The sequence below is a fragment of the Aurantibacillus circumpalustris genome, from assembly GCF_029625215.1.
GTDB classification, from domain to species: domain Bacteria; phylum Bacteroidota; class Bacteroidia; order B-17B0; family Aurantibacillaceae; genus Aurantibacillus; species Aurantibacillus circumpalustris.
Genome location: NZ_CP121197.1, coordinates 1,257,890 through 1,282,400, shown reverse-complemented (window position 1 = coordinate 1,282,400; position 24,511 = coordinate 1,257,890). Strand labels below are relative to the sequence as shown.

At 36.9% G+C, this 24,511-nt stretch carries 16 protein-coding genes; 5 read left to right on the top strand and 11 right to left on the bottom strand.

Features of this window, described 5'->3' with window-relative positions:
• Positions 1 to 23 precede the first annotated feature (23 nt).
• The 3 genes from P2086_RS05285 to P2086_RS05275 form a co-directional block, all read right to left on the bottom strand.
• The gene (locus tag P2086_RS05285; RefSeq protein ID WP_317899396.1) at positions 24 to 2,057 is read right to left on the bottom strand and encodes a T9SS type A sorting domain-containing protein; all 2,034 of its coding nucleotides are present in this window, start codon (positions 2,055 to 2,057) and stop codon (positions 24 to 26) included.
• Positions 2,058 to 2,139: 82 nt separating this feature from the next.
• Positions 2,140 to 4,179 carry a T9SS type A sorting domain-containing protein gene (locus P2086_RS05280; protein ID WP_317899395.1) on the bottom strand — a complete coding sequence of 680 codons (2,040 nt, stop codon included), beginning with the start codon at positions 4,177 to 4,179 and terminating at the stop codon, positions 2,140 to 2,142.
• A 108-nt stretch (positions 4,180 to 4,287) separates the two neighbouring features.
• The gene (locus P2086_RS05275) at positions 4,288 to 7,476 is read right to left on the bottom strand and encodes a T9SS type A sorting domain-containing protein (protein WP_317899394.1); all 3,189 of its coding nucleotides are present in this window, start codon (positions 7,474 to 7,476) and stop codon (positions 4,288 to 4,290) included.
• A 630-nt stretch (positions 7,477 to 8,106) separates the two neighbouring features.
• Here P2086_RS05275 and P2086_RS05270 point away from each other — a divergent pair.
• Positions 8,107 to 10,221, top strand: a complete 2,115-nt coding sequence (locus tag P2086_RS05270) for a SpoIIE family protein phosphatase (RefSeq protein WP_317899393.1) — start codon at positions 8,107 to 8,109, stop codon at positions 10,219 to 10,221.
• 51 nt (positions 10,222 to 10,272) lie between these two features.
• Here the strand turns inward: P2086_RS05270 and P2086_RS05265 are convergent, their stop codons facing one another.
• Entirely contained in the window at positions 10,273 to 12,135 is a 1,863-nt protein-coding gene (locus tag P2086_RS05265; RefSeq protein WP_317899392.1) for a T9SS type A sorting domain-containing protein, read from the bottom strand.
• Positions 12,136 to 12,289: 154 nt separating this feature from the next.
• Between P2086_RS05265 and P2086_RS05260 the strand changes: the two genes are divergently transcribed.
• The 4 genes from P2086_RS05260 (at position 12,290) to P2086_RS05245 (ending at position 16,758) form a co-directional block, all read left to right on the top strand.
• A complete protein-coding gene (locus tag P2086_RS05260; protein ID WP_317899391.1) occupies positions 12,290 to 13,498 on the top strand; it encodes a DegT/DnrJ/EryC1/StrS family aminotransferase in 1,209 nt (402 codons plus the stop codon).
• A 21-nt stretch (positions 13,499 to 13,519) separates the two neighbouring features.
• Positions 13,520 to 14,266: a hypothetical protein gene (locus P2086_RS05255; RefSeq protein WP_317899390.1), complete on the top strand. Its 747-nt coding sequence runs from the start codon at positions 13,520 to 13,522 to the stop codon at positions 14,264 to 14,266.
• Positions 14,259 to 15,170, top strand: a complete 912-nt coding sequence (gene miaA / locus P2086_RS05250; protein WP_317899389.1) for a tRNA (adenosine(37)-N6)-dimethylallyltransferase MiaA — start codon at positions 14,259 to 14,261, stop codon at positions 15,168 to 15,170. Before P2086_RS05255 ends, miaA begins: the two co-directional genes overlap by 8 nt.
• A 307-nt stretch (positions 15,171 to 15,477) precedes the next feature.
• Positions 15,478 to 16,758: an IS4 family transposase gene (locus tag P2086_RS05245; protein ID WP_317897820.1), complete on the top strand. Its 1,281-nt coding sequence runs from the start codon at positions 15,478 to 15,480 to the stop codon at positions 16,756 to 16,758.
• A gap of 173 nt (positions 16,759 to 16,931) precedes the next feature.
• On the opposite strand, the gene dusB is transcribed toward P2086_RS05245, so the two are convergent.
• The 7 genes from dusB to P2086_RS05210 form a co-directional block, all read right to left on the bottom strand.
• On the bottom strand, positions 16,932 to 17,921 hold the full coding sequence (gene dusB, locus P2086_RS05240; RefSeq protein ID WP_317899388.1) for a tRNA dihydrouridine synthase DusB: 990 nt from the start codon (positions 17,919 to 17,921) through the stop codon (positions 16,932 to 16,934).
• A gap of 45 nt (positions 17,922 to 17,966) precedes the next feature.
• Positions 17,967 to 18,578, bottom strand: coding sequence for a hypothetical protein (locus P2086_RS05235; protein ID WP_317899387.1), 612 nt, complete (start codon positions 18,576 to 18,578; stop codon positions 17,967 to 17,969).
• 153 nt (positions 18,579 to 18,731) lie between these two features.
• Entirely contained in the window at positions 18,732 to 19,115 is a 384-nt protein-coding gene (locus P2086_RS05230) for a response regulator (protein ID WP_317899386.1), read from the bottom strand.
• Positions 19,116 to 19,170: 55 nt separating this feature from the next.
• A complete protein-coding gene (locus P2086_RS05225) occupies positions 19,171 to 21,897 on the bottom strand; it encodes a tetratricopeptide repeat protein (RefSeq protein WP_317899385.1) in 2,727 nt (908 codons plus the stop codon).
• Positions 21,898 to 22,168: 271 nt separating this feature from the next.
• Complete coding sequence (locus P2086_RS05220; RefSeq protein WP_317899384.1) at positions 22,169 to 22,591, bottom strand: VOC family protein; 423 nt, start codon at positions 22,589 to 22,591, stop codon at positions 22,169 to 22,171.
• A 12-nt stretch (positions 22,592 to 22,603) separates the two neighbouring features.
• Positions 22,604 to 23,161 carry a dihydrofolate reductase family protein gene (locus P2086_RS05215; RefSeq protein WP_317899383.1) on the bottom strand — a complete coding sequence of 186 codons (558 nt, stop codon included), beginning with the start codon at positions 23,159 to 23,161 and terminating at the stop codon, positions 22,604 to 22,606.
• 129 nt (positions 23,162 to 23,290) lie between these two features.
• Positions 23,291 to 24,475: an aminotransferase class V-fold PLP-dependent enzyme gene (locus P2086_RS05210; RefSeq protein WP_317899382.1), complete on the bottom strand. Its 1,185-nt coding sequence runs from the start codon at positions 24,473 to 24,475 to the stop codon at positions 23,291 to 23,293.
• Between the last annotated feature and the right edge of the window lie 36 nt (positions 24,476 to 24,511).

Sequence of the window (24,511 nt, the reverse complement as noted above, 5' to 3'; positions counted from 1 at the left end):
CGGAGAAGTTTCTATGATAACAATTATTGATTTTTTATTAGTTTAGTAACTTCCGAAAAAGTTTCATTTTTAACCTTAACAAAATAAATGCCAGTTGCAAAAGCACTCATATTTACTTCAGTAGCATTACTTTTAATAGTTTCGGTGAAAATGATTTTTCCCGAAAGATCCATGATTTCAATTGTTCCAGAACTTATTTGTTTTGATTCCACTGTGAATAATCCATTATTTGGATTCGGATAAACACTCACAAAAGTATTTTGTTCACTCAATTCATTTACACCAGCACATTTTTGTACATCCACAGATACGGTAGCAGTTCTGCTGCAACCGTTAGTTCCGGTACCAACAACGGTAAATAAATAAGGAAGGTCGATATTTAAAGTTAGTGTTAGTGATGCTCCATTCAGCGGACCAGTTATTGGATTACTCCAAGCGTAGGTATTTGCTCCTGTTGCACTAAGAACCACGGATTCTTTTTTGCAAATAATATCTTTATCAGAAGACAGAAAAACGTTTGGTAAATCGTTAACCGTTATTGAAACAGAATTTGAAAGTAGACAGTTATTAACATCCCTTCCTATGACAGAATAAACTGTAGTTAAAGTAGGTGATACCGATAAACCTGATAAAGAAATATTATTACTCCAAGTATAGGTTACTGCACCACTCGCTGAAATATTAACAGACTTTCCAGTACAAATAGTTGTATTTGCTGATACGCTAATAACATTTGTATTAACAATAACACCGATTACTGCATTATTGATACATCCAAAACCATTTGTTCCCGATACGGTATAGTTAGTTGTAACGTTAGGATTAACAGCTGTTGTGAGGCCTGTAGTTGAATTGCTCCAGGTATAAGTGATAGCTCCTTGTCCTGTTAAAGTAGCTGTATTGCCAACGCATAATAAAGGAGGATTAACCATAGAAGAAACGTTTGGTAAAGGTACCATTGTAATATTGATTCCATCAGTGGCAACGCAGTTGTTTGTACCTATTCCTGTAACATAATAAGTTGTGTTACTTGTTGGTGTTACAACAATTGAAGAAGCCGTTGAAACACTAGCACTCCAAGAAAGAGTAGTTATCGCAGTAGTAGTTAACGTTACACTGCTGCCCTGACAAACAGGATTGGAACTAGCTCCTATGGTAACATCGCAAAGCTTTGTAATTATTACCATACCATTTCCTGAAACATCGGGATTGGGAACAAAACCAGGTTGACCTACTGCAGCGGTTGTACCATTAACTGTACCGCCAACGTATCCTGAACCGCCGCCACCACCTTCCCACAATGCCGCTGCGCCACCATACCAGCCGCCGCCACCGCCGCCGCCGGTATTACTAGGGTATGCAGCATATCCGCTGGGTGCCAAATTGGCCGAACCTCCTTTACCAAAAGAACCGCCTTCAGCCATCGTGCCTGAATAAAGAGGAACCGATGAGTTGCTTCCACCTGCAACTTGAGTGCCGCCAAATCCACCATAAGTGCCCGTTAGTCCATTTCCACCAGTTAATCCACCACCATTCGCTCCAAGATCTTGCGTATTAGTTCCTCCATGATTAGCTCCGCCGCCGCCGCCGCCGCCAGCTACAATAGATACAGCCGATTGATTTCCTGATAAAGTATTCAAAAGTCCTGTTGCTGACGCAAAATGCGATGCACCACCACCGGAACCACACGCATTACCAGTAGAAGAATAAGCCCCTGAATTGCCGCCGCCATTAAAGCCGCCTGTAGCCGCAGTAGAAGCTGCTTGTAGCGTTGTGCCCTTGCCTCCAACATAAACATAATAAGTGCCTGGGGCAACATTGACAGTTCCTGTAGAATAACCGCCTTTACCCCCCGTACCTGCTGTAAGATTATTTCCTCCATCAGCACCCCACATTTGTACGAAAATTGAGCCTCCCGAAAGGGTGATGGTTTGTGCACTTCCTGTGTAATTGAAAGTGTATGTTGTTTGCGAATATCCCGCTCCAAAAACAAGCAAAGCAAGGGCAAATAATCCCTGTTTTGCACCCAATAATAATTTGTAAATTTTTATTTTCATGTGCTAAGATTTAAGATTTGAGATTTAAGAACTAAAAGAAACTTCTCACAGATTTTATCCGGAGAAGTTTCTATGATAACAATTATTGATTTTTTATTAGTTTAATAACTTCAAAAGAAGTTTCATTTTTAACCTTAACAAAATAAATGCCAGCTGCATAATCACCCATGTTTACTTGAGTTGTATTACCTCTAACAGTTTCAGTGAAAATAATTTTTCCTGAAAGATCCATTATTTCAATTGTTCCAGAACTTATTTGTTTTGATTCCACTGTGAATAATCCATTATTTGGATTCGGATAAACACTCACTAAAGTATTTTGTTCACTCAATTCATTTACACCAGCACATTTTTGTACATCCACAGATACGGTAGCGGTTCTGCTGCAACCGTTAGTTCCGGTACCGACAACGGTAAATAAATAGGGAATATCTATGCTTAATGTTAGAGTCACCGAGGCTCCTGTTGAGGAACCTGTTATTGGATTACTCCAAGCATAGGTATCTGCCCCTGTTGCACTAAGAACCACGGATTCTTTTTTACAAATAATATCTTTATCAGTAGACGGAAAAACGTTTGGTAAAGCTTTAACCGTAATAGAAACTGAATTTGAAAGCGCACAATTAAAAACATCAGTTCCTAAAACCGAATAGACAGTACTTACGGTTGGAGAAACTATGAAGCCCGATAAACCAGCTCCATTGCTCCAAGTATAGGATACAGCGCCATTCGCTATAACATTAACAGATTCGCCAGAGCAAATAGTTGTATTTGAGGAAGCGGTAATAACATTTGTATTAACATTAACACCGATTACTGCATTATTGATACATCCAAAACCATTTGTTCCTGATACGGAATAGGTAGTTGTAACGCTGGGATTAACAGCTGTTGTAATACCTGAACTTAAGTTGCTCCAGGTATAAGTATTTGCTCCAGATGCCGTTAAAGTAGCTGAATTGCCAACACATAATAAAGGAGGATTAACCATGGAAGAAATGTCTGGCAATGGTGTTAAAGAAATATTGATTGCAGCAGTGGCAACACAATTATTGTTTGAACCTATACCCGTAACGTAATAAGTTGCATTACTTGTAGGTGTTACAACAATTGTAGAAGCTGTTGAAACAGTAGAACTCCAAGAAAGTGTGGTTACCGCAGTACAAGTTAACGTTACACTAGTGCCTTCGCAAACAGGATTAGAACTAGCTTCTATACTAACATCACAAAGCTGAGTGATTATTACTCTACCGTTTCCTGTAACATCGGGATTGGGAACAAAACCAGGCTGACCAAATGCAGCTGTTGTACCACTCGTTAAACCACCAATGTAGCCTGAACCACCGGCGCCACTGCCGCCTTGAGTTGCTCCGCCGCCGCCGCCATACCAGCCACCACCGCCACCGCCAGCAGGATAACTGTTGCCTGATACACTTCCTCCATCCCCACCAAGACCAAAAACACCTGGAAATCCGGTACTGGAACTGTATACTCCGCCTGCACCCCCAGCACTTTGCGTTCCTCCTAAACCGTTGTGAGCAGTTTGTGAACTTCCCAATACACCATCTTGGCCGGATGTACCACCACCATTACCTCCAATTCCTTGATAACCAACACTAGCGCCACCGCCACCGCCGCCGCCGCCGCCGGCAACAATTACCCTATCTGAGTAAATAGTGTTTTGAGTAGTTCTAACATCTGTTCCGCCGCCACCGCCGCCTTTGTAATTACTACTGGAAGAGCCACTAAAACCGCCACCACCACCATTCCAACCACCCGCTGCTGTAACTAATGCCGCGCCTGTAGTATTTGTCGATTGACCTTTTTCTCCAACATATATGTATAGGATTGTAGATGATGCTACTGTGTAAACGCCATAACTATAGCCACCTTTACCGCCTGATCCTATATTAGCAGAAGAACCATCACCACCATCACCACCATCTGCACCCCAGCACTGTATTGAATAAGAACCTGCCTGAACAGCCACAGTTTGTGTACTTCCTGTGTAATTAAAAGTATAGGTTGCTTGTGAATATGCCATGCCCGAAAACACGGTCAATGCAAGGGCAAACAAACCTTGTTTTGCGCTTGATAATAATTTGTAAATTTTTCTTTTCATGGTACTGTGTTTTAACTAAGTAAAGTTGTGAATCGTAAGTCCTATAGCTAATACTATTATTTATAAAAAATAGTCTTCCAAATTAATTTGGAAGACTATTTTATTTATTTAGTTATTGCTTTTTACAAGCTTAACTACTTCATACGAATCCGATTGACTTATTTTGACATAATAAATGCCATTAGCTAACGTATTGATATTAAAACTAACTTTTCCTTCAACATTCAGATAAGATGAAATTACGCGACCAGTTAAATCACTGATTTCTATTTTGCTTGCTGGTTTATTTAACTCGATAGCAAAAACACCAGTAGTTGGATTAGGGTAAAGTTTTGAAACATTTGAACTCGATAATTTAGTCAGACTTGTACACTCTTCAACAGCGAAACTCACAGTTGCTTTTCCTTCACAACCTTTGCTGTCTTTTCCAATAACCGTATAAGTTCCTGAAGCATTTGGATTTATTGTTAAAGGATTACCACTTTGAGAAGAGTTGAGACTTGTTAGCCAATTATATGTTCCAGCACCAGACCCTGTCAGCGTTAATTGATCTCCGTTACATAATTGTGTATTGGAAATTAACACCGTAATAATAGGAGCGGGGTTCACAGTAACCTGAACTACTCCAATACTGCTACAGCCCAAAGAATTTGTACCAATTACTGAATAGGTTGTAGTTACATTTGGATTTACAAAATTTAATGCCGACTGTGCGCCAGTATTCCAAAAATAAGTATCTGCACCATAAGCTAATAAACTCACAGTTTCTCCAGCACAACCTGTTGGGTCATTTATAAATACCGAAACTTGAGGTGAAGTAAGCACATCTATCATTTGAGTCAATGTTGTTGTACATCCACTAAGTGTGTTAAATCCTGTAAGCGTGTATGTTTGTGGGTAAGTTGGAGCAAATATACCTACTGTAGCTGTTTGACCACCACTCCATAAATAAGAGTCGGCACCAACGCCCGTTAATAAAACGTTTTGACCTTGACAAATAGTTGTAGCACTAGGGCTAATTGACAAGTTAGGACCATTAATTTCGCAAGGAATTGTAATGCTTAAATCATCCCAGGTTAAATATGGCGCTACACCTGCACCAGAAGTAGCTTTCACTGCAACGTAATATAAGCCCGAAAGAGGTACTACAAATGTATTTGAAAGCAGTGTGTAAAGTATCGGTGTTACCGTGCCACCTGTTGACGCAACGGTTACCATACCTGCAGGTGTTTGTCCCGTCCCCACCATGATAGACAAATCTGCCCAATCATTAAAACCTGACTCTGTAATATACCACATGGAAGCAGAATACGTAATTCCAGCAACTAATTGAATACCGTTAGTGTAGAAATAGCTAGTTCCAGATGGTGAGCTAGCGAAAGAAGCGAAATTACTGCCGGTATAAGGAACCCTGTTGTTTCCGGCAGGAGCCGTATAGGTTAAGTTACTTATACCAACATTACTTGCAGCCCAAGAACAGTTTGGAAGCTTATTTAAAGCAAGCGTTTCGAAACCTTCATGGTAAGGAACTACACTTGTGGTAACAGGAGCAACGTTAACTGACTGAGGAACTGTTGAAAAACTTGAACCGGCTGTACAGGTAATTACCGCCCTGTAATGAATTGTTTGAAGAATTGGGCCTGTATTATAACTATTTAAAGTTGCACCTGAAACCGAAGTAAACGGTCCAACAGCTGAAGCCGTAGATGTTTGCCAAGCGATGGTATAACCAGAATTTGTATACGATCCGCTGCTTAATAAATTAAGATCAAGCACCATGCCAGGGCAAAAGGCAACAGTTGGGGTAATAAAAGAATTAGGGCCCGGAGCTCCAGTACATGGTGTATTAAATACTTCAACAGCACCCGGATCTGGGAATAATGGGCTTCTGGATACGGAATTAATATCCTCACCAACCCCTAATGGAGGACACATGTTGTTTATTATTGTAGAAGTTGGAGAATAATCATAAGCCGAAGGATTATTAAAGACTGGATCTGCTTCTGAACTTCCCATATCATTAGAAGAAAATGCCTGCCAAACTGCTAAACTTGTATGATTCGTACTTGCGTATACAACACCATTTGTACCAGCAGTAGAAAGCATATTAAAAACATTGTGATCGGAATTCCAAGTGTTACTAGTTGTTCCAGCATACAAACAATATTTGGTGCCAGTACCTGCACGGTTTATATTTATGATATTATTTTTTACAGGATTAGTTGCGACAGTTGCGTAAACACCATACGCTGTACCAGCGGTGTTTGTTGAACCATCTAAAACAACCGTATTATGATAAACCTGATTATAAGAACCAGCTGTATATATCCCATAGGTAGTTCCATTTGAGTACATATCTGAAATAATATTATTTATAATCCTATTCTCATGTGTATTTGTTGCTGCTGAAGAACAATAGATTCCATAAGCCGTACCGGTATTCGTTAGGCTATTGCCCCAAGGCGTTCTTATTTGATTTCCATCAAAAATTCCATCCAAATTTCCTGTACTTAAATAAAGGCCATAAAATGTAGTAAGCGTGGTACGTGTAGGGCGATCTATCGTACAACCTTTTATAGTAAGGTACTCATTGTAATATCCATAAACTCCGTAAACATAAAAGTTAGTTAAGCTTGAGTTTAAAATCTGATTTCCTGTATTTTTTGGTGTACCACTGTTACCATAAAAGGCAGCTGCATAATATCCACTGGTGAGTGTACAAGAGTTTACAATATTATCATCGCCTGCATTACCTGAACCAGTAGCACTAGTTCCTGAACCAGATATGGAATAAGGACACTGAGAAGAAGATGTCCCATTTTGCGGAGCAGTAAACGTGCAATTTAAAAACTGATTGTTATTAGCCGAACTCCACAAATGAACCACAAGCGCGTAAGTTGTACCCGTGCCAATGAAATTTAAGTTATTAAAGAACATGTAATCTGCGCCCTGCAATACCATTGTGTGCGGGTTAGCAGAGGCAGAAGAGCCAAAGGTTAATACGCGACCATTTCCATTAATAGTTATGGTGTTGGTTGCTGAAATACCAGGAGCTTGCAAAAATTTAACTTGCTCGGTATATGGACCAGAAGCAACATCTACGTTCACTGTTAACGGCCCGCTAACACCCGCTGTATTAACCACAGCGGCAAAAGCCGTGAAGCTTGTAAAATTTGTTGCTGAAGCAGGCGCTGTGTTGTTTATAGTCACAACACCTGCTAATTGTGCAAAAGCCTTAATACTAAAAAGCAAAAGGCAGGCGAAAAACACCTTAGTAGTTTGATAATTTTTTTTCATGTGCATAATGTTTAGTTGTTATAAAACAAACCTATTAAAAAAAACAAATTGACAACAAAAACACACTTATAAATTTTATTCTAAATGTTTTTCAAATAGTTAAATAAAATGCCCTGTAACCATTGATTTTATTAGCTATACGGGGGGCTTGATAAAAATTAAAATTGACATTTGTCAACTTTTTTTTTCCAAAAACTTGATAAATGTTAATGTTTTAAATTGGCTGAAATCGCCTGAGTTTATTAAAACGGAGTTTTATAAACTAAAGCAATATAATACTACTTTTTTGTAAATATGAATTTAAAGCACTGAATTATACCGATTCAAAAGAAATTTTTTTAGAATGAATAGTCTGGTTTTAAATGTTATTTTAGTAGCATTAATTGTCCTAATATTTACCCAGTCCTTAATTTATTAATTTACAACAATAAATTTCGCATGAAGAAGATAATACTGTTTAGTTTGTTTTTTTACTTGAATTTCCTGGCTCATCAAAATCTCTGCGCGCAAAAAAAATCTTCAAAAGAGCTGGTTAATGAACTACTAAATTTTCAAACTAAAAAATTAGATTCCTTAAACCATGTTCTAGAAGGGTTGCCCTTAGATACATTCAGGATTAGAATCTACCTTATGCTATGCGAATATTGCGAGGGTGAAGATAATTTAAAATATGCTAACCCATTAATAGAATCAGTAGATAAACTTTTAATAACTACTAAAGATACTATTGTACGAAAGCGTCTGCTAAAGGCCAAAGCCCAAGGTTATTTGTTTAAAGCAAATTATTACCAGTTTAAAGATGGTCTAAGTTCACCAAAGGTTTTAACATACATGAATAAAATGCTTTCCATATGTGAAGACCAAAATGATGAAGCAGGAATTATAGAAGCAAGTTTAGGTATATCGGACTATTATTTTTCGCAAGGAAAAATCATTCAGCAACTGGAGTGTTTTGAGAGTGGATTAGCTCATGCAAAAAAAATAAACTGGCAAAAAGGTATTGTACGCTTCACTATGGAAATTGCTTTTCTTTATGCGGAACAAGATGATACGCTACAAGCATTGCGTTACCTAGACAAAGCGATTTCCGCTAAAAAATTGATCATTGACGAGAAGGAAGATGCAAGGGGTTTAGTTGTGTTAGGAAATTTTTATATGCAATTACTTTATTACAAAGAAGCGATTGACCATTATCTTAAGGCAATTAAATTATATACTCTAAAAGGAGAAACGCAAACTATTGGAGATCTTCACGAAAAAATAGGGTGCGCCTATTTGGAAAAACGAGAATATCCTGAAGCCCTAATACATCTAAATAAATCTACTGAAATCGGCGAAAAAACAAATGATATCCGGCTCATTTATTTCACACTCCTTAGTACAGGCAGAGTATACCAGCACATGGGCAATTTTACAAAAAGCATTGAGTTACATAAGGAAGCTTTCGCTTTGGCAGAACAAAGTGGAAGTCCCGAAGCGATTATGTCGTCATGTATTTATCTCACTAAAGATTATTTTGAAAAAGGTGATTATAAAAATGCAAAATTGTATTCCGACAGAGCTTTGTCAATTTTGGATGGGAAAGGTTCTGTTCAACATACCTACGAGCGTGAGAAACTTGCTTATAAAATTGATTCAGCCAGTAATAATTACAAAGACGCCTACCTGCATTACCAGCGGTATATTGCTCTAAAAAATAAATTGAACAAAGAAGAATTTAATAAAAAGGCTACGCGCGATAAATTTCAAAGCGATCTTGAAAAGCAAAAAATGTCAGACAAGGCAGAACAAGAAAAAAAAGACGCAATTTATACTGAAGAAAAGCAAAAACAAAAAATCATTATTTATTCAGTAAGCGCAGGATTGTTGTTGCTATTTTTATTAGTGCTATTCATCTTAAGAGGGTTAAGGCAAAAGCAAAAAGCAAATCTGGAATTGCTTTCTAAAAACGAAGTAATTGCGCAACAAAAACACCTTGTAGAAGAAAAACATAAAGAAATTACAGATAGTATTAATTATGCGGAAAGAATTCAGCGAAGTTTTCTGGCTTCAAAAGAACTGCTCGATAAGCATCTGAAAGACTATTTTATTTTTTTCAAACCAAAGGATATTGTAAGTGGAGATTTTTATTGGGCGGAAACACTTACTAACGGAAATTTTGTTCTGGCTACCGCAGATAGCACAGGACACGGCGTTCCGGGCGCCATTATGAGTTTACTCAATATTATGAGTCTCGAAAAATCGATTGAACATAAAACAGATCCCGCTGAAATTTTAAATGAAACCCGTAAAACAATTATCACCCGTTTAAAAAAAGATGGAAGTCCTGAAGGTGGAAAAGACGGTATGGATGTAAGCCTGATAATTTTTGATTTTAAGAATAAACAATTACAAATAGCAGCGGCAAATAATCCAGTTTGGATTATCCGGCAGAGTGAACTCATAGAAATTAAACCCGATAAAATGCCTGTGGGTAAACACGACAAGGACAAAGAAACGTTTAACACGCACGTCATTGATCTTCTACCCGGTGATTTGATTTATACAACAACCGATGGATTTGCCGATCAGTTTGGCGGACCAAACGGGAAAAAATTCATGAGTAAGAATTTAAAAGAATTAATGCTAAAAAATTCCGATCTTCTTATTTCTGAGCAAAAACAAAATCTAGAGTCTGCATTTGACAGCTGGATTAACTCTTATGAGCAGGTAGATGACGTTACCATTATTGGAATTCGTGTATAGTTCGTGTTTAGTGAGTTCTGAAACAAAATAATTCGAAGCCAAACAAAACACCTAGTTGATTTTTACTAATCGCTTGATGGCTTGATAGCCTTCTCTTTTTAATTTTAAGTAATACATGCCGTCTGCTAGATTATCTATATTTAAAGGGTTCTGCCCTTTGATAATTTTTAGGGAAATAAGCATTCTTCCGGTGGCCTCAAATAATTCTACTTCGTAATCTGAATTTGCATCAATATAAAATACCCCTCGGGTAGGATTAGGGAATAAGTCTATTAGCGAATTATAGGTTTGAGAATCTATTCCGAGACATTTGTTTACCGTTACTTGCACTGTTTTGCTAATAATGCAACTGCTCATATCGGCAGTTACAGTATACACACTAGTCACCGTTGGTGATACACTCACTGAAGATCCAACAACTCCTGTGCTCCAGCTATAAGTAGATGCACCGCTTATGGTAAGTTTAGTGCTCTCGCCAATGCAAATGGTGGTTTTTCCGTTAACGTTTAAAGTCTGGCTTGGGACGCTTGAAACCGTGATAACCTGTCTGAGCGTATCGGTACCGCCTGTGCAGCTATAATAAAGAATGAGTTGAGTTGTGTAAGTTCCAAAGGCAGTGAAGGTATGCGAGGGATTACTTAATGTGCTGGTGTTTGCAGCTCCGGAAGCAGGATCTCCGAAATTCCACAACACAAAGTTTAACGAATAACCCATCGTGCTACAACCTATAACGCTTTGTGTGGGCACTGCAGGAACCGAAAACGTTACCTGTTTACAAACGCTTGTGTTCATGGTTGAAGTAAAAGGTGAAGCTGGTTTGGGTGGTGCAAAACTACTATTGGCAAAATTGGGCAAACTCCTATAAGTGCTTTTTGGAGCAATGGATTGGCCATTATTAGTGTAATTACAGGCTACACCTGCCAAGTTAGGGTTGTTTATAACGCCGAGTGTTGAAGTATTGTGTGCAACGTAAATTTTACCGTCTGAGGCCATTTGTAAGCTCCAAGGATTTGTTGCTGAGAAACTATACTCGGAAGCAGCGATAGCCGTGGCGCTTCCCGCGCAAATATCCCACTGTTTAATACTCGAAACACCGAAAGATCCTGCGTAAAACTTAGTCCCATCGGGAGAAAACTCGCAGCCGTAGGACGAAAAATTACTCAACAGTGGCACCCAGTTTGATACAAAACCAGTACTGTTATCAAAATCAAAAAGGTCTACAAAGCCCAAGTAGTCTGTCATACCAAGTTTATTACCGCTTACGGAAATTTTCATGCAACCCAGAGAATAAGGTGGGCCAACCGCCACGCCAATAGACGAAGTAACCGCCACCGATGTTACCCCAGCGGGAGTGAGCTGATAGGCATGGAAATTGGTAGAATTATGTTGATGAATCATCACCCAATAATCCACACCGTTACAATGTTTTGCAGCGGTTATTTTTTCAGCACAGGGTGCGTTAAAAAGAGGCGCGTTTTTTACAGTAACTGAGCCCATTCCGGTGGCTAGACTCATATCCACTACCGAATAGTTAAGCCCTAAAGTATTTGAAACACCTGCCATTGTAAAAACATAATATAAAGTACTGCTTCCTGGCTTTTTTATGATTATGCATGATTGACATGGTGAAGTGATGCCGAATAGTCCCGAACCATTTGCCATAATTGCGTGTGTCTGATCCCAAACAGTTACTCCATCTGTATAAAACAACAAATTTCCTGTCGCATCTGCCACGCTTGCACATCCTTCAACTGTATTAAGGGCACCATTAACAAGAATTGTCGGAGGCGTTGTCATAAAATCAAGTCCGGCATTACCGCCAAAATACCACTTGTTTGTTTCGCTCTGCGAAAAGCCAATAAGCGATTGAATAAAAAAAGCAAATAGGAATAAATAGTTTAGAATGATTTGCATGGATAGTCGGTGCTAGAGTTTAACCGGTTTATTAAAATTAAACAAATAAAACGAAATTGCAATTTGGATTTTTTTAAAATAAATCAGTTTTGAAAATCAGTTTTGATAAAACACCTAATAAATCTTAACTTTAAGCCACAAAAAAAAATCAATCATGCCAGGAACAGAATTATTTGGCGCAGAAGAGCGCAAAGAAATAGAAGATGTATTATCAACGGGTGTTATGTTTCGTTACAACCACGATGCACAGCGTAACAACATTTGGAAAGCAAAAGATTTTGAAGCAGAAACAAAAAAAATAACAAAAGCAAAATATGCCTTAGCTGTTTCGAATGGCTCAGCGGCGATTATGGCTGCATTAGCTGCTTCTGGAATTGGAACGGGTGATGAGGTTATTTGTCCGCCATTCACGTACATTGCTACCATTGAAGCTATTTTATTTTTAGGTGGATTGCCAGTTTTTGCTGAGATAGACGAAACTTTGTGTTTGAGTGCAGAAGGAATTCAAAATGCCATTACACCTAAAACCAAAGCCGTTTGTCTGGTTCACATGTGTGGCGGTAACGCTAATATGGATGAGATTATGGCTGTGGTAAACAAACATAAATTAATTTTAGTGGAAGATGCTGGACAAGCATTTGCTTCCTCTTACAAAGGAACGTTTACAGGTTTATTCGGTAAAGCCGGCGCCTACTCTTTTGACTTTTTTAAAATTGCAACTGCTGGTGAAGGCGGTATTTTTGTTACCAATGATGAAACGACTTATAAATTAGCAGATAGTTTTTGTGATCATGGTCACGATCACGTAGGCGACAAACGTGGTATGGAAAATCATCCGATCATTGGATTTAATTTCCGTATCAGTGAATTGCACGCTGCTGTTGGAGCCGCGCAAACACGCAAAGTGCCTCAGATTTTGACAACGAATCGTAAGCATAAAAAATTCATGCAAGATCAATTGTCTAAAACAGAAGGCATTGGTTTTGCAAAATTAGGAGACGAAAGTGGCGATTCAGCAACCTTCTTAAACATCATGTTGCCAAGTACTGAAATTGCCCAGCGTGTGGTAGACGAGTTTAATAAAGCGGGTGTCGCTGGTTTTGATTACTGGTTTAAAAACATGTACCATTTTATTAATCAATGGGATCATATTAAAGGACTGAAAACAGCTTCTAAATTGCCAATTCATGTTTTAGGCGCGCCACAAGATTATAACAACTTAAATCTTCCAAAAACACAAGCGGTTATCGGACGTTTAATTTCCTTCGGTGTAAAATGTGCGTGGACAGAAGAATACATGACAGAAATGGCGGCGAAGATTTCGGCTTGTGTTAAAAAAGCAATGACTCCTGTGAATGCTTAATTGCATTAATAAATAATTATTTTGGAAATCGGGTTAAATAGTTTAAAGACTCAGTTAGCCAAAAAAAAGGTTGAACTTGTTTTAGAAAACAAAAAACTTATTTTTTCCTTTCAGGATAAATCAATTGTTTACACACTTTCCAAAACTTTACCTGTAGAAGAAAGCGATTTTCCTTGTTTCCGTTTTGATCATTTGATGAATGATTTTAATAAAATTGCTGGAGTTGTTTTTTCGAAATTAGGTTTAAACGAACGTATTTATGCCCGTAAGTGCAACATAGATAGTGTTGATAATTTTACTAAAAACGATTTCTTAAGCAAGTATCACCTCATGGGTAGCACACAAAGCGCCTATAATTTAGGATTGTTTTATGAAAATGAATTAGTGGCTATTGCTACCTTTTCTAAAGGGAGAAAAATGGATCGTTTACATAAAGATATTCGTTCTTTTGAATTAATTCGTTTTTGCTGCAAACACGGGCTTACTGTAGTTGGAGGATTGAGTAAGTTAGTTTCTCATTTTTGCAAACAAAAAAGTGCAGGCGATATAATGACCTATGTTAACAAAGAATTTGGTTCGGAAACCGCATTCATAAATGCGGGTTTTGTTCAGGCGAATGAACACGATCCTCATTTCAATATGAACTCAAATAGCTCCTTAAAAAAAGGTAATAAACGAAATGATTACTACAACTCCGAAAAACAAAACAAAGAGCATCCAAATTATAATTTTAAACTTCTCTATATCCCAACTAGACTAGTTGAATAAATATAATTGCATAATTGTTTTAGGGCCTACTGCTAGCGGAAAAACACGGCTTGCTTGCCACCTGGCTTATGAATTAGATGGCGAGATTATAAGTGCAGACTCACGTCAGGTTTATAAAAGTCTGAACATTGGCACAGGAAAAGATTTGAATGAGTATGTGATAAACGAAAAATCAATCCCATATCACATCATTGATATCATAGAACCGCAAGAGCAATTTTATTTACATCAGTTTGGCCTAGAATTAAAAAAAGCATTTGAGTTGATTACTGCAAAAAGTAAAATTCCAATTATTTGTGGTGGAACAGGATTGTATTTAGACGCAGTCCGAAAAGATTTTTCTTTCACACAAATAAAGGAGAATGAAAAATTAAGAAGTGAATTAGAATTTATCGACAAAGAAGAATTAGTCGCGCTGATTAAAACATATCCTGAACAATTTATGCAACATGTTGATTTAAATTCTAAAAAAAGAATTATTCGTGGAATTGAGATTGCCGAACATTTTTCTAAAAGTGGAAATACACTTTCTAAAGTCTCCTTACCATATAAACCTTATTACATAGGCATTACAACAGAAGTGAAATCCCGGAAAAAACACATTACCGAGCGACTTCACAAACGCTTAGAAGAAGGGTTGATTCAAGAAGTTGAAAATTTATTAAGTAAAGGCATTACCCATGAGCGATTGGAATTATTTGGTTTAGAGTATAAATTTGTATCGCGTTACCTAAAAAAAGAAATCTCAAAAGAGGAGTTATTTGTTCAATTACAAACAGCCATTTTTCAATACTCTAAAAGGCAAATGACCTGGTTTCGTAAAATGGAAAAGGAAGGTGTGGAAATTAATTGGATACAAAAAGATGAGGATGTTTTTCCTCGGTTAAGTACGCTTTTTAAATAGTTGAGTTTCAAAACCCTCGGCAACAAAGTCAACAAATATTATTTTTATTTAAACGGATTTTTTTTAGTTTATGAGGCATGTCTGCAATTTTTTTTCCGCCGGATTAAATTAATTTTTTTGGGTTCTGGTTACGTCTAGGATAGTGCGGTAGCGAACGGCGATTTGGTGCGAACCCGTCCCGAAAGCTTTCGAATTGGCGTCAAGGTAATTCTAATGAAATTAACTTTTATGTATTGATAATTAAGAAGATAGAGGGATAAAAAAGTTTCCTGCTTGCTGTATTTTAATTGCGCTAACAAAACAAAATATGCGCACAGGAAACCATTTCAAAAATAAAATTATCTCTTTAAAAGAAAGACTAAAAGAATTAAGAATTTATTCACTTTCTCATTCATGCAATTTTCAAAAGCGACGAACCAAAAAAATCGATCCTTTAAATTTGATTTTGAGTTTTTACAATTGTAACCTAAATGGTTCGTTTTCTCTTTCTGGCTGGGCTTTTCATCTAAGTCAACTTATAAATAAACCGATTTCGAAACAGGCTATTTTTGAGCGAGTTGATGCTGATTTTATAAATTTATGTCGCGAACTTTTAAATAGATCTTTTAATTCTAAGCGCACGGTAAATAAATTCATGAAAAAATTCAGTAATGTTTACATTCAAGATAGCACCTGTATTCACTTACCAAGCTCATTGTATGAATTTTATCAGGGAAATAAAACTTACACAGGTAATCACTCCGTTGCGAAGATTCAGGTTATCTATAATTTAATGAAGAATACATTTGAAGAACTAATGGTTACTTCTTTTACCAGAAATGATCAGGCAGCTTCCGCTGACATCTTGCAATATATTAGCGCGGGCGACTTAATAGTAAGGGATTTAGGTTATTTTGTTTTAAGATCTCTTAAAGAGATTCTTAAGAAAGGAGCGCATTTTATTTGTCCATTACGAAAAGATGTTCATTTGTTTTTCCCACATAACAATCAACTCATTGATTTGAAGAAGCTATTAAAAAACAAAAAGTATTTGAAACAGACTGTTCTTTTAGGTAAAGAAGAAAAAGTACCTGTTACACTTTTTGCAATTAAATTAGATCGTAAAACAGCAAGCTATAGACAAAAATGCGCTATTCAGGATCGTGACAGAAGAAAAAAACTTACAATAGAAAAACTTCATTTATTAGGATGGGATGTTTTTGTAAGTTCTTGTGCAGACCTTGAACCACAAGTAATACAAGATATTTACAAAATAAGGTGGCATATAGAAATAGTTTTTAAATCATGGAAAAGTCATCTAAAATTAGAAAAAAACATCCCTAAAAGACTAAACCGACCATTTATTCCTGAAGCAATTATTTACCTCACCTTACTTTTGACTGTCTTATTTATAATGCCTGTATACCGACTAGCAATAAAAACATTTAAGGGTATAAGCTTAATAAAAACAACAAGATTTATTGTAGGATTAATGCCGCGATCGGATTGGACCTTAAGTCAAGTACAACTTAATAATAGTCGAAGATTAATAACCTACGAAACAAGGAATAGAGCGAACTTTACCGATAAAGTGGCATTTTTAACTTGACGCCAATTCGAAAGCTTTCGGGATCGTTAAGTGGGTTGTGGGTTTAGGCATTTAGCGAAAAATTCAGGTTGGCAAATCGCCTTGATTTCTTTTGTTACTTTTCTTCATCAAGGAAGAAAAGTAAGTTCTAAAAAAGGGAAGAGACTTTTTTGAGTGTCGACTAAATAGAAACACTAAACCGCCAACAATTCCGGCATATGAAGCACGCTATCCAAAACCTCTATAATTTCAGAAGTAGAACTCAAGGTAACTAACTTAGTACGGGTTTCTTTAAAATTCGGAATGCCTTTAAAATAATTTGCGTAATGATTGCGCATCTCTAACAGACCTAATTTTTCACCTTTCCATTCAACCGATTTTAAAACGTGTGTTTTAGCCACATCCACACGATTCTGCAAAATTGGTTTAGGTAAATGTTCACCTGTTTTAAAATAATGTTTGATCTCGTTAAAAATCCATGGATAACCAATTGCAGCACGTCCAATCATGATCCCATCAATACCATACTTGTTTTTATACTCCAGAGCTTTTTCAGGAGAATCAATATCACCGTTTCCAAATATTGGAATTTTTATGCGTGGATTATTTTTTACATCTGCAATGTATTTCCAGTTGGCACTGCCTTTATACATTTGCGCGCGGGTGCGACCATGTATCGCCAGAGCTTGCACACCAATGTCCTGAAGGCGTTCAGCAACTTCCATAATGTTAATCATAGACTCGTCCCAGCCCAAGCGCGTTTTAACTGTTACTGGTAAAGAGGTACTTTTTATAACTGCTTTTGTTAAACGCACCATTAAGTCTACATCCTTTAAAACCCCAGCACCAGCGCCTTTACAAACTACCTTTTTAACGGGGCAACCAAAATTAATATCTACAATATCGGGTTGTGTGGCATCGACTATTTTAGCTGACATAGCCATTGCTTCTTCGTCTCCACCAAAAATTTGAATGCCAATAGGACGTTCGTAATCAAAAATATCGAGCTTTTTACGGCTTTTAATGGCGTCGCGAATTAAACCTTCGCTGCTAATGAACTCAGTGTACATAAGGTCTGCGCCATATTGTTTGCAAACATAACGGAAAGGTGGATCACTCACATCTTCCATGGGAGCCAATAATAATGGGAAATCGGGGAGCTCTATATTACCTATCTTAATCAAGAAGGCAAAGATAGGCAAAAAACATCAAAAACGTTAGGTTATTGGTCAGCGCGTCGTCTGATAAAAATCGGCATCTAAAATACTTTCCATGCCTTGTTTAAGCATGTTAATGCGACCTAGCGTAACATTAATATTCACCACTTGTTTATTATAAGCGGGTATTTTGTATTTTTTGAAATTAGCTGGAACAAAAGGAAGTGTGAAATTGACTTTATAATTTTCGAAACCAGTGCTGTTCGGATTGCTGGTGTTATTCATTAAATTGCTTTGTGGTGCAAACATACTTAAATCGATAGATTGCTCTTTCCATTTATTATTATAAAATATTTTTCCATTTAATTTAAACGATTGCCTTTCCTCAATCCCCAGTTTAGGAAAATCTTCTCTTGGAAAAATAAAGCGATAATAAAGACAGGTATCCCGCTCGTTGATTAACCAATTATTTGAAGTGTCTTGTTCAGTCCGGAAGGTGCTAAAATCTACTTTAAGGAAAAATTCGCTTTTGCTCTCATCATAAAAGAGGAAGGAAAAATTATTAGCGTTTAAACAGGAATCTCTTTCGTTACAAAATTCAATGGCGGTATTTGAAGAAACTAAAAACTGCGCATTGAGTTTAACAGAAAAACAAATCAAAGCAATTAGTAAAAGTTTTTTCATTTAACTAAGTTAATCATATTTACTGCCTTTTGAAAGCTGGAGCTTACAAAAAAACATAATCAAATCGTAAAAATTTGAAAGAACCAGTGGGCTTAAAGCTCGTTAATTGCTTTAAATAAAGTATTTCAATAAAAACCGAATAGAGTTTTCGAATTACATACTTTCGATTTGTTGCATGATTTTTTCAAATGCATCTTCATCTTTAATCACATATTGAATCGCTCCTTTTGAAATAGTTTGAGCAGCCTTCACGTAACTTTCCTGACTCGAAAGCATGATTACCATTGTGCTAGGATAATGTTTGTGAATTACTTCCAATATTTCCAAACCAGTAGCAGCATCCTTTTTCACAGTGTTCATATAAAAATCAAGTATAACGATGTCCGGGTTGTCGCCAATTCGCCTCAAAGCTTCTTCGCCGGTGTGAAAACAAGAAACTTGATGAGCTACCTTTCGGGTAAGATAATCACTTAAGGCTTCGGTTAACATCACGTCGTCATCTACAACGAATATTTTTATTGGTTTTGTAAATTCCATTTCTTGTTTTTTATGATGTTTAAAGTTAATTAATATTCTATAAAATCAATAATTTCTATGATAACTCACTTATCGACGTTCTAATTTGGCTTACTAGCTCGTTTATATTTGAAAACAACTTTTCATCGCTTTTTCCTTCTCTGCATTGATTTTCAATTTCCATGGCGAGATTTTTTGTTTCTGTCATGCCCATCATAATCCACTTGGTTTTAAAGCCGTGAATTTGATTGGCGAGTTCTTCTAAATTATTTTTTTTGAGGGCATCGTTAATGTTGGAGATTAATGTTGGTGCTGCAGATGTATAAAGACCAATGTACTTTTTCATTTTTGTTTTATCGCCTTCGCAAAATTTATGCAAATAATCGAGATTGGTGATTTGTGAATTTCTTGTTTCTGGTTTATTTGTTTCAGATTGGGTTTCCTTGCTGATTACTAATTCAATATTTAACACCTGCGCAATGCCTGCAATGAGTTGCGAAGTCTTAAAAGGTTTTGGAATATAAGAGTTCATACCCGCAGCGGTACATTTATCCAAATCAGCTCTTAGTACACTGGCTGTTAAAGCCACAATGGGAATGGTGTTGAGTGGCGCGTCTAATTTTGTTCTGATGTATTGTGTCGCTTCAAATCCATTCATGTCCGGCATTTGAACGTCCATCAAAACCACATCAAATGTTTTTTGTTGTAATAGTTTTATAGCTTCTTTAGCGCTGTCGACGGCAGTAACTTTTGCTTTCGATTTTGATTCCAAAGTATCTTTGGCTACAATACGGTTGTACTCGTTATCGTCAACCACGAGTATATTTAAAGCATCTAAAATGCTTCCGTCCACGTTTTCTTCTTTGGCAAGCCGTTGTTTTAATCCTGCTTCGGAACCTTCTTCAAAAGGCATGCTAAACCAAAAAGTAGTGCCTGAGCCTTCTTTACTTTCGATGTTTATTTTGCCGCCCATTAATTCTACTAACTGCCGACTAATGGTTAATCCCAATCCCGTGCCACCATATTTGCGGGTATCAGAACTATTCGCCTGCGAGAAACTTTCAAACACGGTTTGTAATTTATCTTTTGGAATGCCAATACCGGTATCTATAATTGAAAATTTAATTTCAGATGCGTTTTTTTTCACTTCAATGGCCACGCTTCCTTTTTCGGTAAACTTAATGGCATTGCCTGCCAAGTTCATTAAGATTTGATTAAGCCGCACCGGATCACCCAACACCACAGCTGGAAGAGCAGAATCTAAATTTAAAACCAGTTCTAATCCTTTTTCTTCTGCTTTGTGTTGTAAGGTTTGCATCACTTGTTTGCTAACGGTTTCAATTGAGAAATCAATTTTTTCAACATCGAGTTTGCCAGCTTCTATTTTAGAGAGGTCTAAAATATCGTTGATGATGTACAATAAATTATCCGCAGATTTTTTAATGATGTCGAGATAAAATTTTTGTTTAGGATTTAAAGGCGAGTCTAAAACCAGGTTGGTCATTCCCATCACAGCATTCATGGGTGTTCGAATTTCATGGCTCATGTTAGCTAAGAACTGTTGTTCTAAGCGTTCTGATTTCTCTGCGCGTTCTTTGGCGATTTGTAATTCGCGGTTACCCTGTTTAATTTTATTGCGCTGCCTGAAAAATACGCCCGCAAAAAGCAGCACCACCGTAAAGCCACCGATAAAGCCATTACGCACTAATTTTTGTTTTTCTATTTCTTCAAGTGCCAAGGCATCTTTTTTTTCTTGTTCAGCTTTTGTTAAAGCTTCTTTTTTATCAAACTCAAATTGCATTTCGGTTTGAGTGAGCTTTTTCGTATTTTCATTATTAAAAATACTATCTCTGTATAGAATATAAAGTTTGTAATTTTCAAAGGCGCCTCTGTAATTGCCTAAGGCGCTGTCGGCTTCTGCAAGGTTTTTGTAGTTTTCCATAATATCGTCTGATCGACCTAATGCTCTGCTTAATGTCAATCCTTTTTGCAGCCATGTCTTCCCTTCTTTTGCGCGGTTCATCTGGAGGTAGTAAGTCCCGATGTTAATGTAAGAAGCGGCTATATGCGCTTTAGCCCCGATATCTTCCGATACTTTCAAAGCAGCAAAAGTGATTTTCAGGGCTTCAAGGTAGTTGTGCTGAAGGGCATAAATGAGAGCAATATTTCCATAACAACTGACAATCGAATTTTTTTTCCCCGTTTCCTCTACTACTTCCAAAACAGAAAAGTACTTTTTTAAAGCTTCGGTGTAATTGCCCTGATCCATATAAGCACCTGCGATATACTCGTTAGAGCCCGCTATTTGGTTCTTATCCCCAAGTTCTTCAGCTATTTTCAAAGCAACAAAATAGTTTTTTAAAGCTTCTGAATTATTGCCCTGCTTATGATAAATCTGCCCGATATTCCGATAATTGATTAAAAGCCAATTTTTGTTGCCGGTCTCTTCATTTATTTTTAAAGCAGAAAGGTACATTTTCAAGGCTTCAGGGTAATTGCCCCGTGCCATGTATATAGTTCCAATGTTATTGTATGAACCTGCTATTCCTTTTTTATCCCCGATTTCTTCTTTTATTTTTAAAGAGGCAAAGTAATTTTTCAAAGCCTCGGGGTAATTGTCCTGATTCTTATAAACAATCCCAATACTATTGTACGCCAGTGCAATCCCCTTCTTCCAAACAATTTTTTCGGATAAAGCCACCGCTTGGGTGCCGTAATCTAGAGCTTTGTCGGGATTGTTATCTCGATATGCATTACAGAGCGCGTTCAAAATTTTCGCAATGGAGCTATCCTTTATACCCATTGTGCCATTACGTAGTTCAGTTCTTTCAGTTTGTAATTGCTTGAGTTGGGTTTGGAGGGAATCAATGAGGCCTTGGTCTTGGGAAAAGACGGCGGTACTCAATAGAAAAATGAAATGGAATGTTATAAGGGATTTTTTATAAGCCATTGTAAGTAAATGTATGCTTTAAATTTAAACAGTACAATAATACAGGCAAGAAAGTGTAAAAGAATGAAAGGTGGTGGTGTTTGCTTAATTCTTTGTTTTTGGATTTTCAGTTTTTTATTTCGCGTTAGGCATTAAGGAGTTTTTCAATCTCAAATTTTTTCATTTGCATAAAGGCCTGAATAACTCTTTGAGATTTTTCAGGATCAGACATGAGTTTTCCAAGGATAGAAGGAACAATTTGCCATGACATTCCAAATTTATCATCGAGCCATCCGCATTGATTGTAAACGCCGCCTTCACCTAATTTTTCCCAATAATGATCTATCTCTTCTTGCGTATCACATTCAATAACGAAAGAAGTTGCAGGAGAAAATTTGTAATTAGGTCCACCATTCAAGCCCATAAATTTAAATCCGTTTAATTCAAAAATTATCACAAGAGGGTTTTCAGAAGTGATTTTTGAATTTTTAAAAATAGAGCAATAATACTCAGCAGCTTCTTTGGCTTTTCCATCAAACCATAAACAGGGATAAAGTTTGTTTTTCATATCTAGTAGGTTTTATACTTTTTTGTAAGTAAGCAAAACTGTACCGCTACTTTTAAAAACTCTCGACTCTGTTAACTTTAAATCTAAGTTAGTAGTGATGTTATTAAAAATAGCTGTCCCTTTTGTAATTGCTACGGGATCAATCATAATTTGGTATTCGTCAATAAGCTCAGCGTTCGTTAACAGAGATACAATACTTCCACTGCCTAAAATGGTGATGTTTTTGCCTTTACTTGCTTTTAATTCTTGGATTTGTTTAATAATATCTCCTCTTAAAATCTTTGTGTTTTTCCAATCGGTTTTCTTAAGTGAATTTGAAATGACAATTTTTTCTGCTTCATTCATTCCCTTAGCAACTTTAGGGAAAAGTTCAGCTGCCATGGGCGTTGGCCAAAAACTTTGCATCATTTCAAAAGTGGTTTTTCCAAAAAGAAGAATGTTGCCAGCTTCTAGTTGCTGCTCTGAAAATTTGCTTTCTTCTTCGCCGTGCTTGTGCCAACTGGTATCATCGCCAGGGCCTTTGTAAAAACCGTTCAGTGTTAAAAAGGTAAACGAATTTATTTTCCGCATAACAAAATATGTTGATATAGAATACCGAAAAAATTACTTGTGCTGAAAAATAAACTTTCAGTGAAACGAAATTAAGAAACACTTATTCAAAAAACAATTTAAGGTGTTTAGTAAAGTGCATTTTTATTTCTACTTATTCAATCTTTCGGGTACAGCAATAAAATCCGTTACCTCAATAATTTCTTTTAAAGCTATTGAAAGGTGATCTAAGTCTTTTTGAGTATTGAAAGCATTGATGGAATAACGCAGATAGGTTGATTCTCCATGAACCATAACAGGAATTTCAATGTTATAGGTTTGAAACAAATACCGTTGCAAACGTTCTGCACTCAAAGGGTTAATCGGTATACTGAACATTTGTCCTAGGAACTCGTCTGTAATAGGACATAAAGGTTGCGCCCCAACTAAATCGCAAAAAAATTGCGCGTTTTTTTGCACTAGAGCTCTGCTGTCTGACGCGACTGTCTTCCAGTCATTTTCCTTTAAAAAAGCAATCGCTCTTGGAACAGTTAAAAATGCTGAAATATCTCTGGTGCCTTGCATTTGATGATAGTCTAGAAATTGTGACGAAGAGGGAGAGTCTGCTTCATAACCCCAACTTACCACTAAAGGATCAAATAATTCCTGTAGTTCTTTTTTCACGTACAAAAATGAACAACCTTTAGCAGTTAGCATCCATTTGTGACATGCTCCTGTGTAAATATCTGCTTCCAGTTCAGAAAGATTCAAATCAATATGTCCAGGTACATGTGCCCCATCCACTATCGTTAGTAAACCTTTTTGTTTAGCAATGGCGCATATTTCTTTTACCGGCAATATCAACGCTGTGCTACTGGTAATATGACTAATAAAGATGGCTTTTGTTTTAGAACTAAGTCCTGCGAAAAAATCCTCAATAAGTTTTTCCTTACTTACAAGTGGTAAGTGAATTTTTTGTCGCACATACTTTGCCTTAGCTTGTTTTGTATAATAATTCCACGTGCGATCTAAAGCACCGTATTCGAGATCGGTACTCAATATTTCATCACCCGAATTTAGCTTAAGGCTTTTTGCAATAATGTTAATTGCGTAAGATGGGTTTGTAACATAAACCAAATCATCTGCAGCGCAATGAATATAGTTTGCCAGTGCTTCACGCGCTCCTTTTAAATAAACTGGACTATTTACTGTGATAAATTGCGCCGGTTCTACTTCCAACTCTCTTTGCCATTTTTGATAATCTTCAAAAATCACTTTGGGACACGCACCAAATGAACCAAAATTCAAATAAGTGATTTCAGGATTAAGAAGAAATTTGTCTTTTAATATACTCACGTGCTTTGTCTAATTTGGGTCCTATTTCGTAAAAAT

What these genes read in the sequence shown, in the direction of transcription:
- P2086_RS05285 (WP_317899396.1), bottom strand. Translation starts at nt 2,057, where the DNA reads ATGAAAATAAAAATTTACAAATTATTATTGGGTGCAAAACAGGGATTA.
- P2086_RS05280 (WP_317899395.1), bottom strand. Translation starts at nt 4,179, where the DNA reads ATGAAAAGAAAAATTTACAAATTATTATCAAGCGCAAAACAAGGTTTG.
- P2086_RS05275 (WP_317899394.1), bottom strand. Translation starts at nt 7,476, where the DNA reads ATGAAAAAAAATTATCAAACTACTAAGGTGTTTTTCGCCTGCCTTTTG.
- P2086_RS05270 (WP_317899393.1), top strand. Translation starts at nt 8,107, where the DNA reads ATGCTATGCGAATATTGCGAGGGTGAAGATAATTTAAAATATGCTAAC.
- P2086_RS05265 (WP_317899392.1), bottom strand. Translation starts at nt 12,135, where the DNA reads ATGCAAATCATTCTAAACTATTTATTCCTATTTGCTTTTTTTATTCAA.
- P2086_RS05260 (WP_317899391.1), top strand. Translation starts at nt 12,290, where the DNA reads ATGCCAGGAACAGAATTATTTGGCGCAGAAGAGCGCAAAGAAATAGAA.
- P2086_RS05245 (WP_317897820.1), top strand. Translation starts at nt 15,478, where the DNA reads ATGCGCACAGGAAACCATTTCAAAAATAAAATTATCTCTTTAAAAGAA.
- P2086_RS05235 (WP_317899387.1), bottom strand. Translation starts at nt 18,578, where the DNA reads ATGAAAAAACTTTTACTAATTGCTTTGATTTGTTTTTCTGTTAAACTC.
- P2086_RS05230 (WP_317899386.1), bottom strand. Translation starts at nt 19,115, where the DNA reads ATGGAATTTACAAAACCAATAAAAATATTCGTTGTAGATGACGACGTG.
- P2086_RS05225 (WP_317899385.1), bottom strand. Translation starts at nt 21,897, where the DNA reads ATGGGTATAAAGGATAGCTCCATTGCGAAAATTTTGAACGCGCTCTGT.
- P2086_RS05220 (WP_317899384.1), bottom strand. Translation starts at nt 22,591, where the DNA reads ATGAAAAACAAACTTTATCCCTGTTTATGGTTTGATGGAAAAGCCAAA.
- P2086_RS05215 (WP_317899383.1), bottom strand. Translation starts at nt 23,161, where the DNA reads ATGCGGAAAATAAATTCGTTTACCTTTTTAACACTGAACGGTTTTTAC.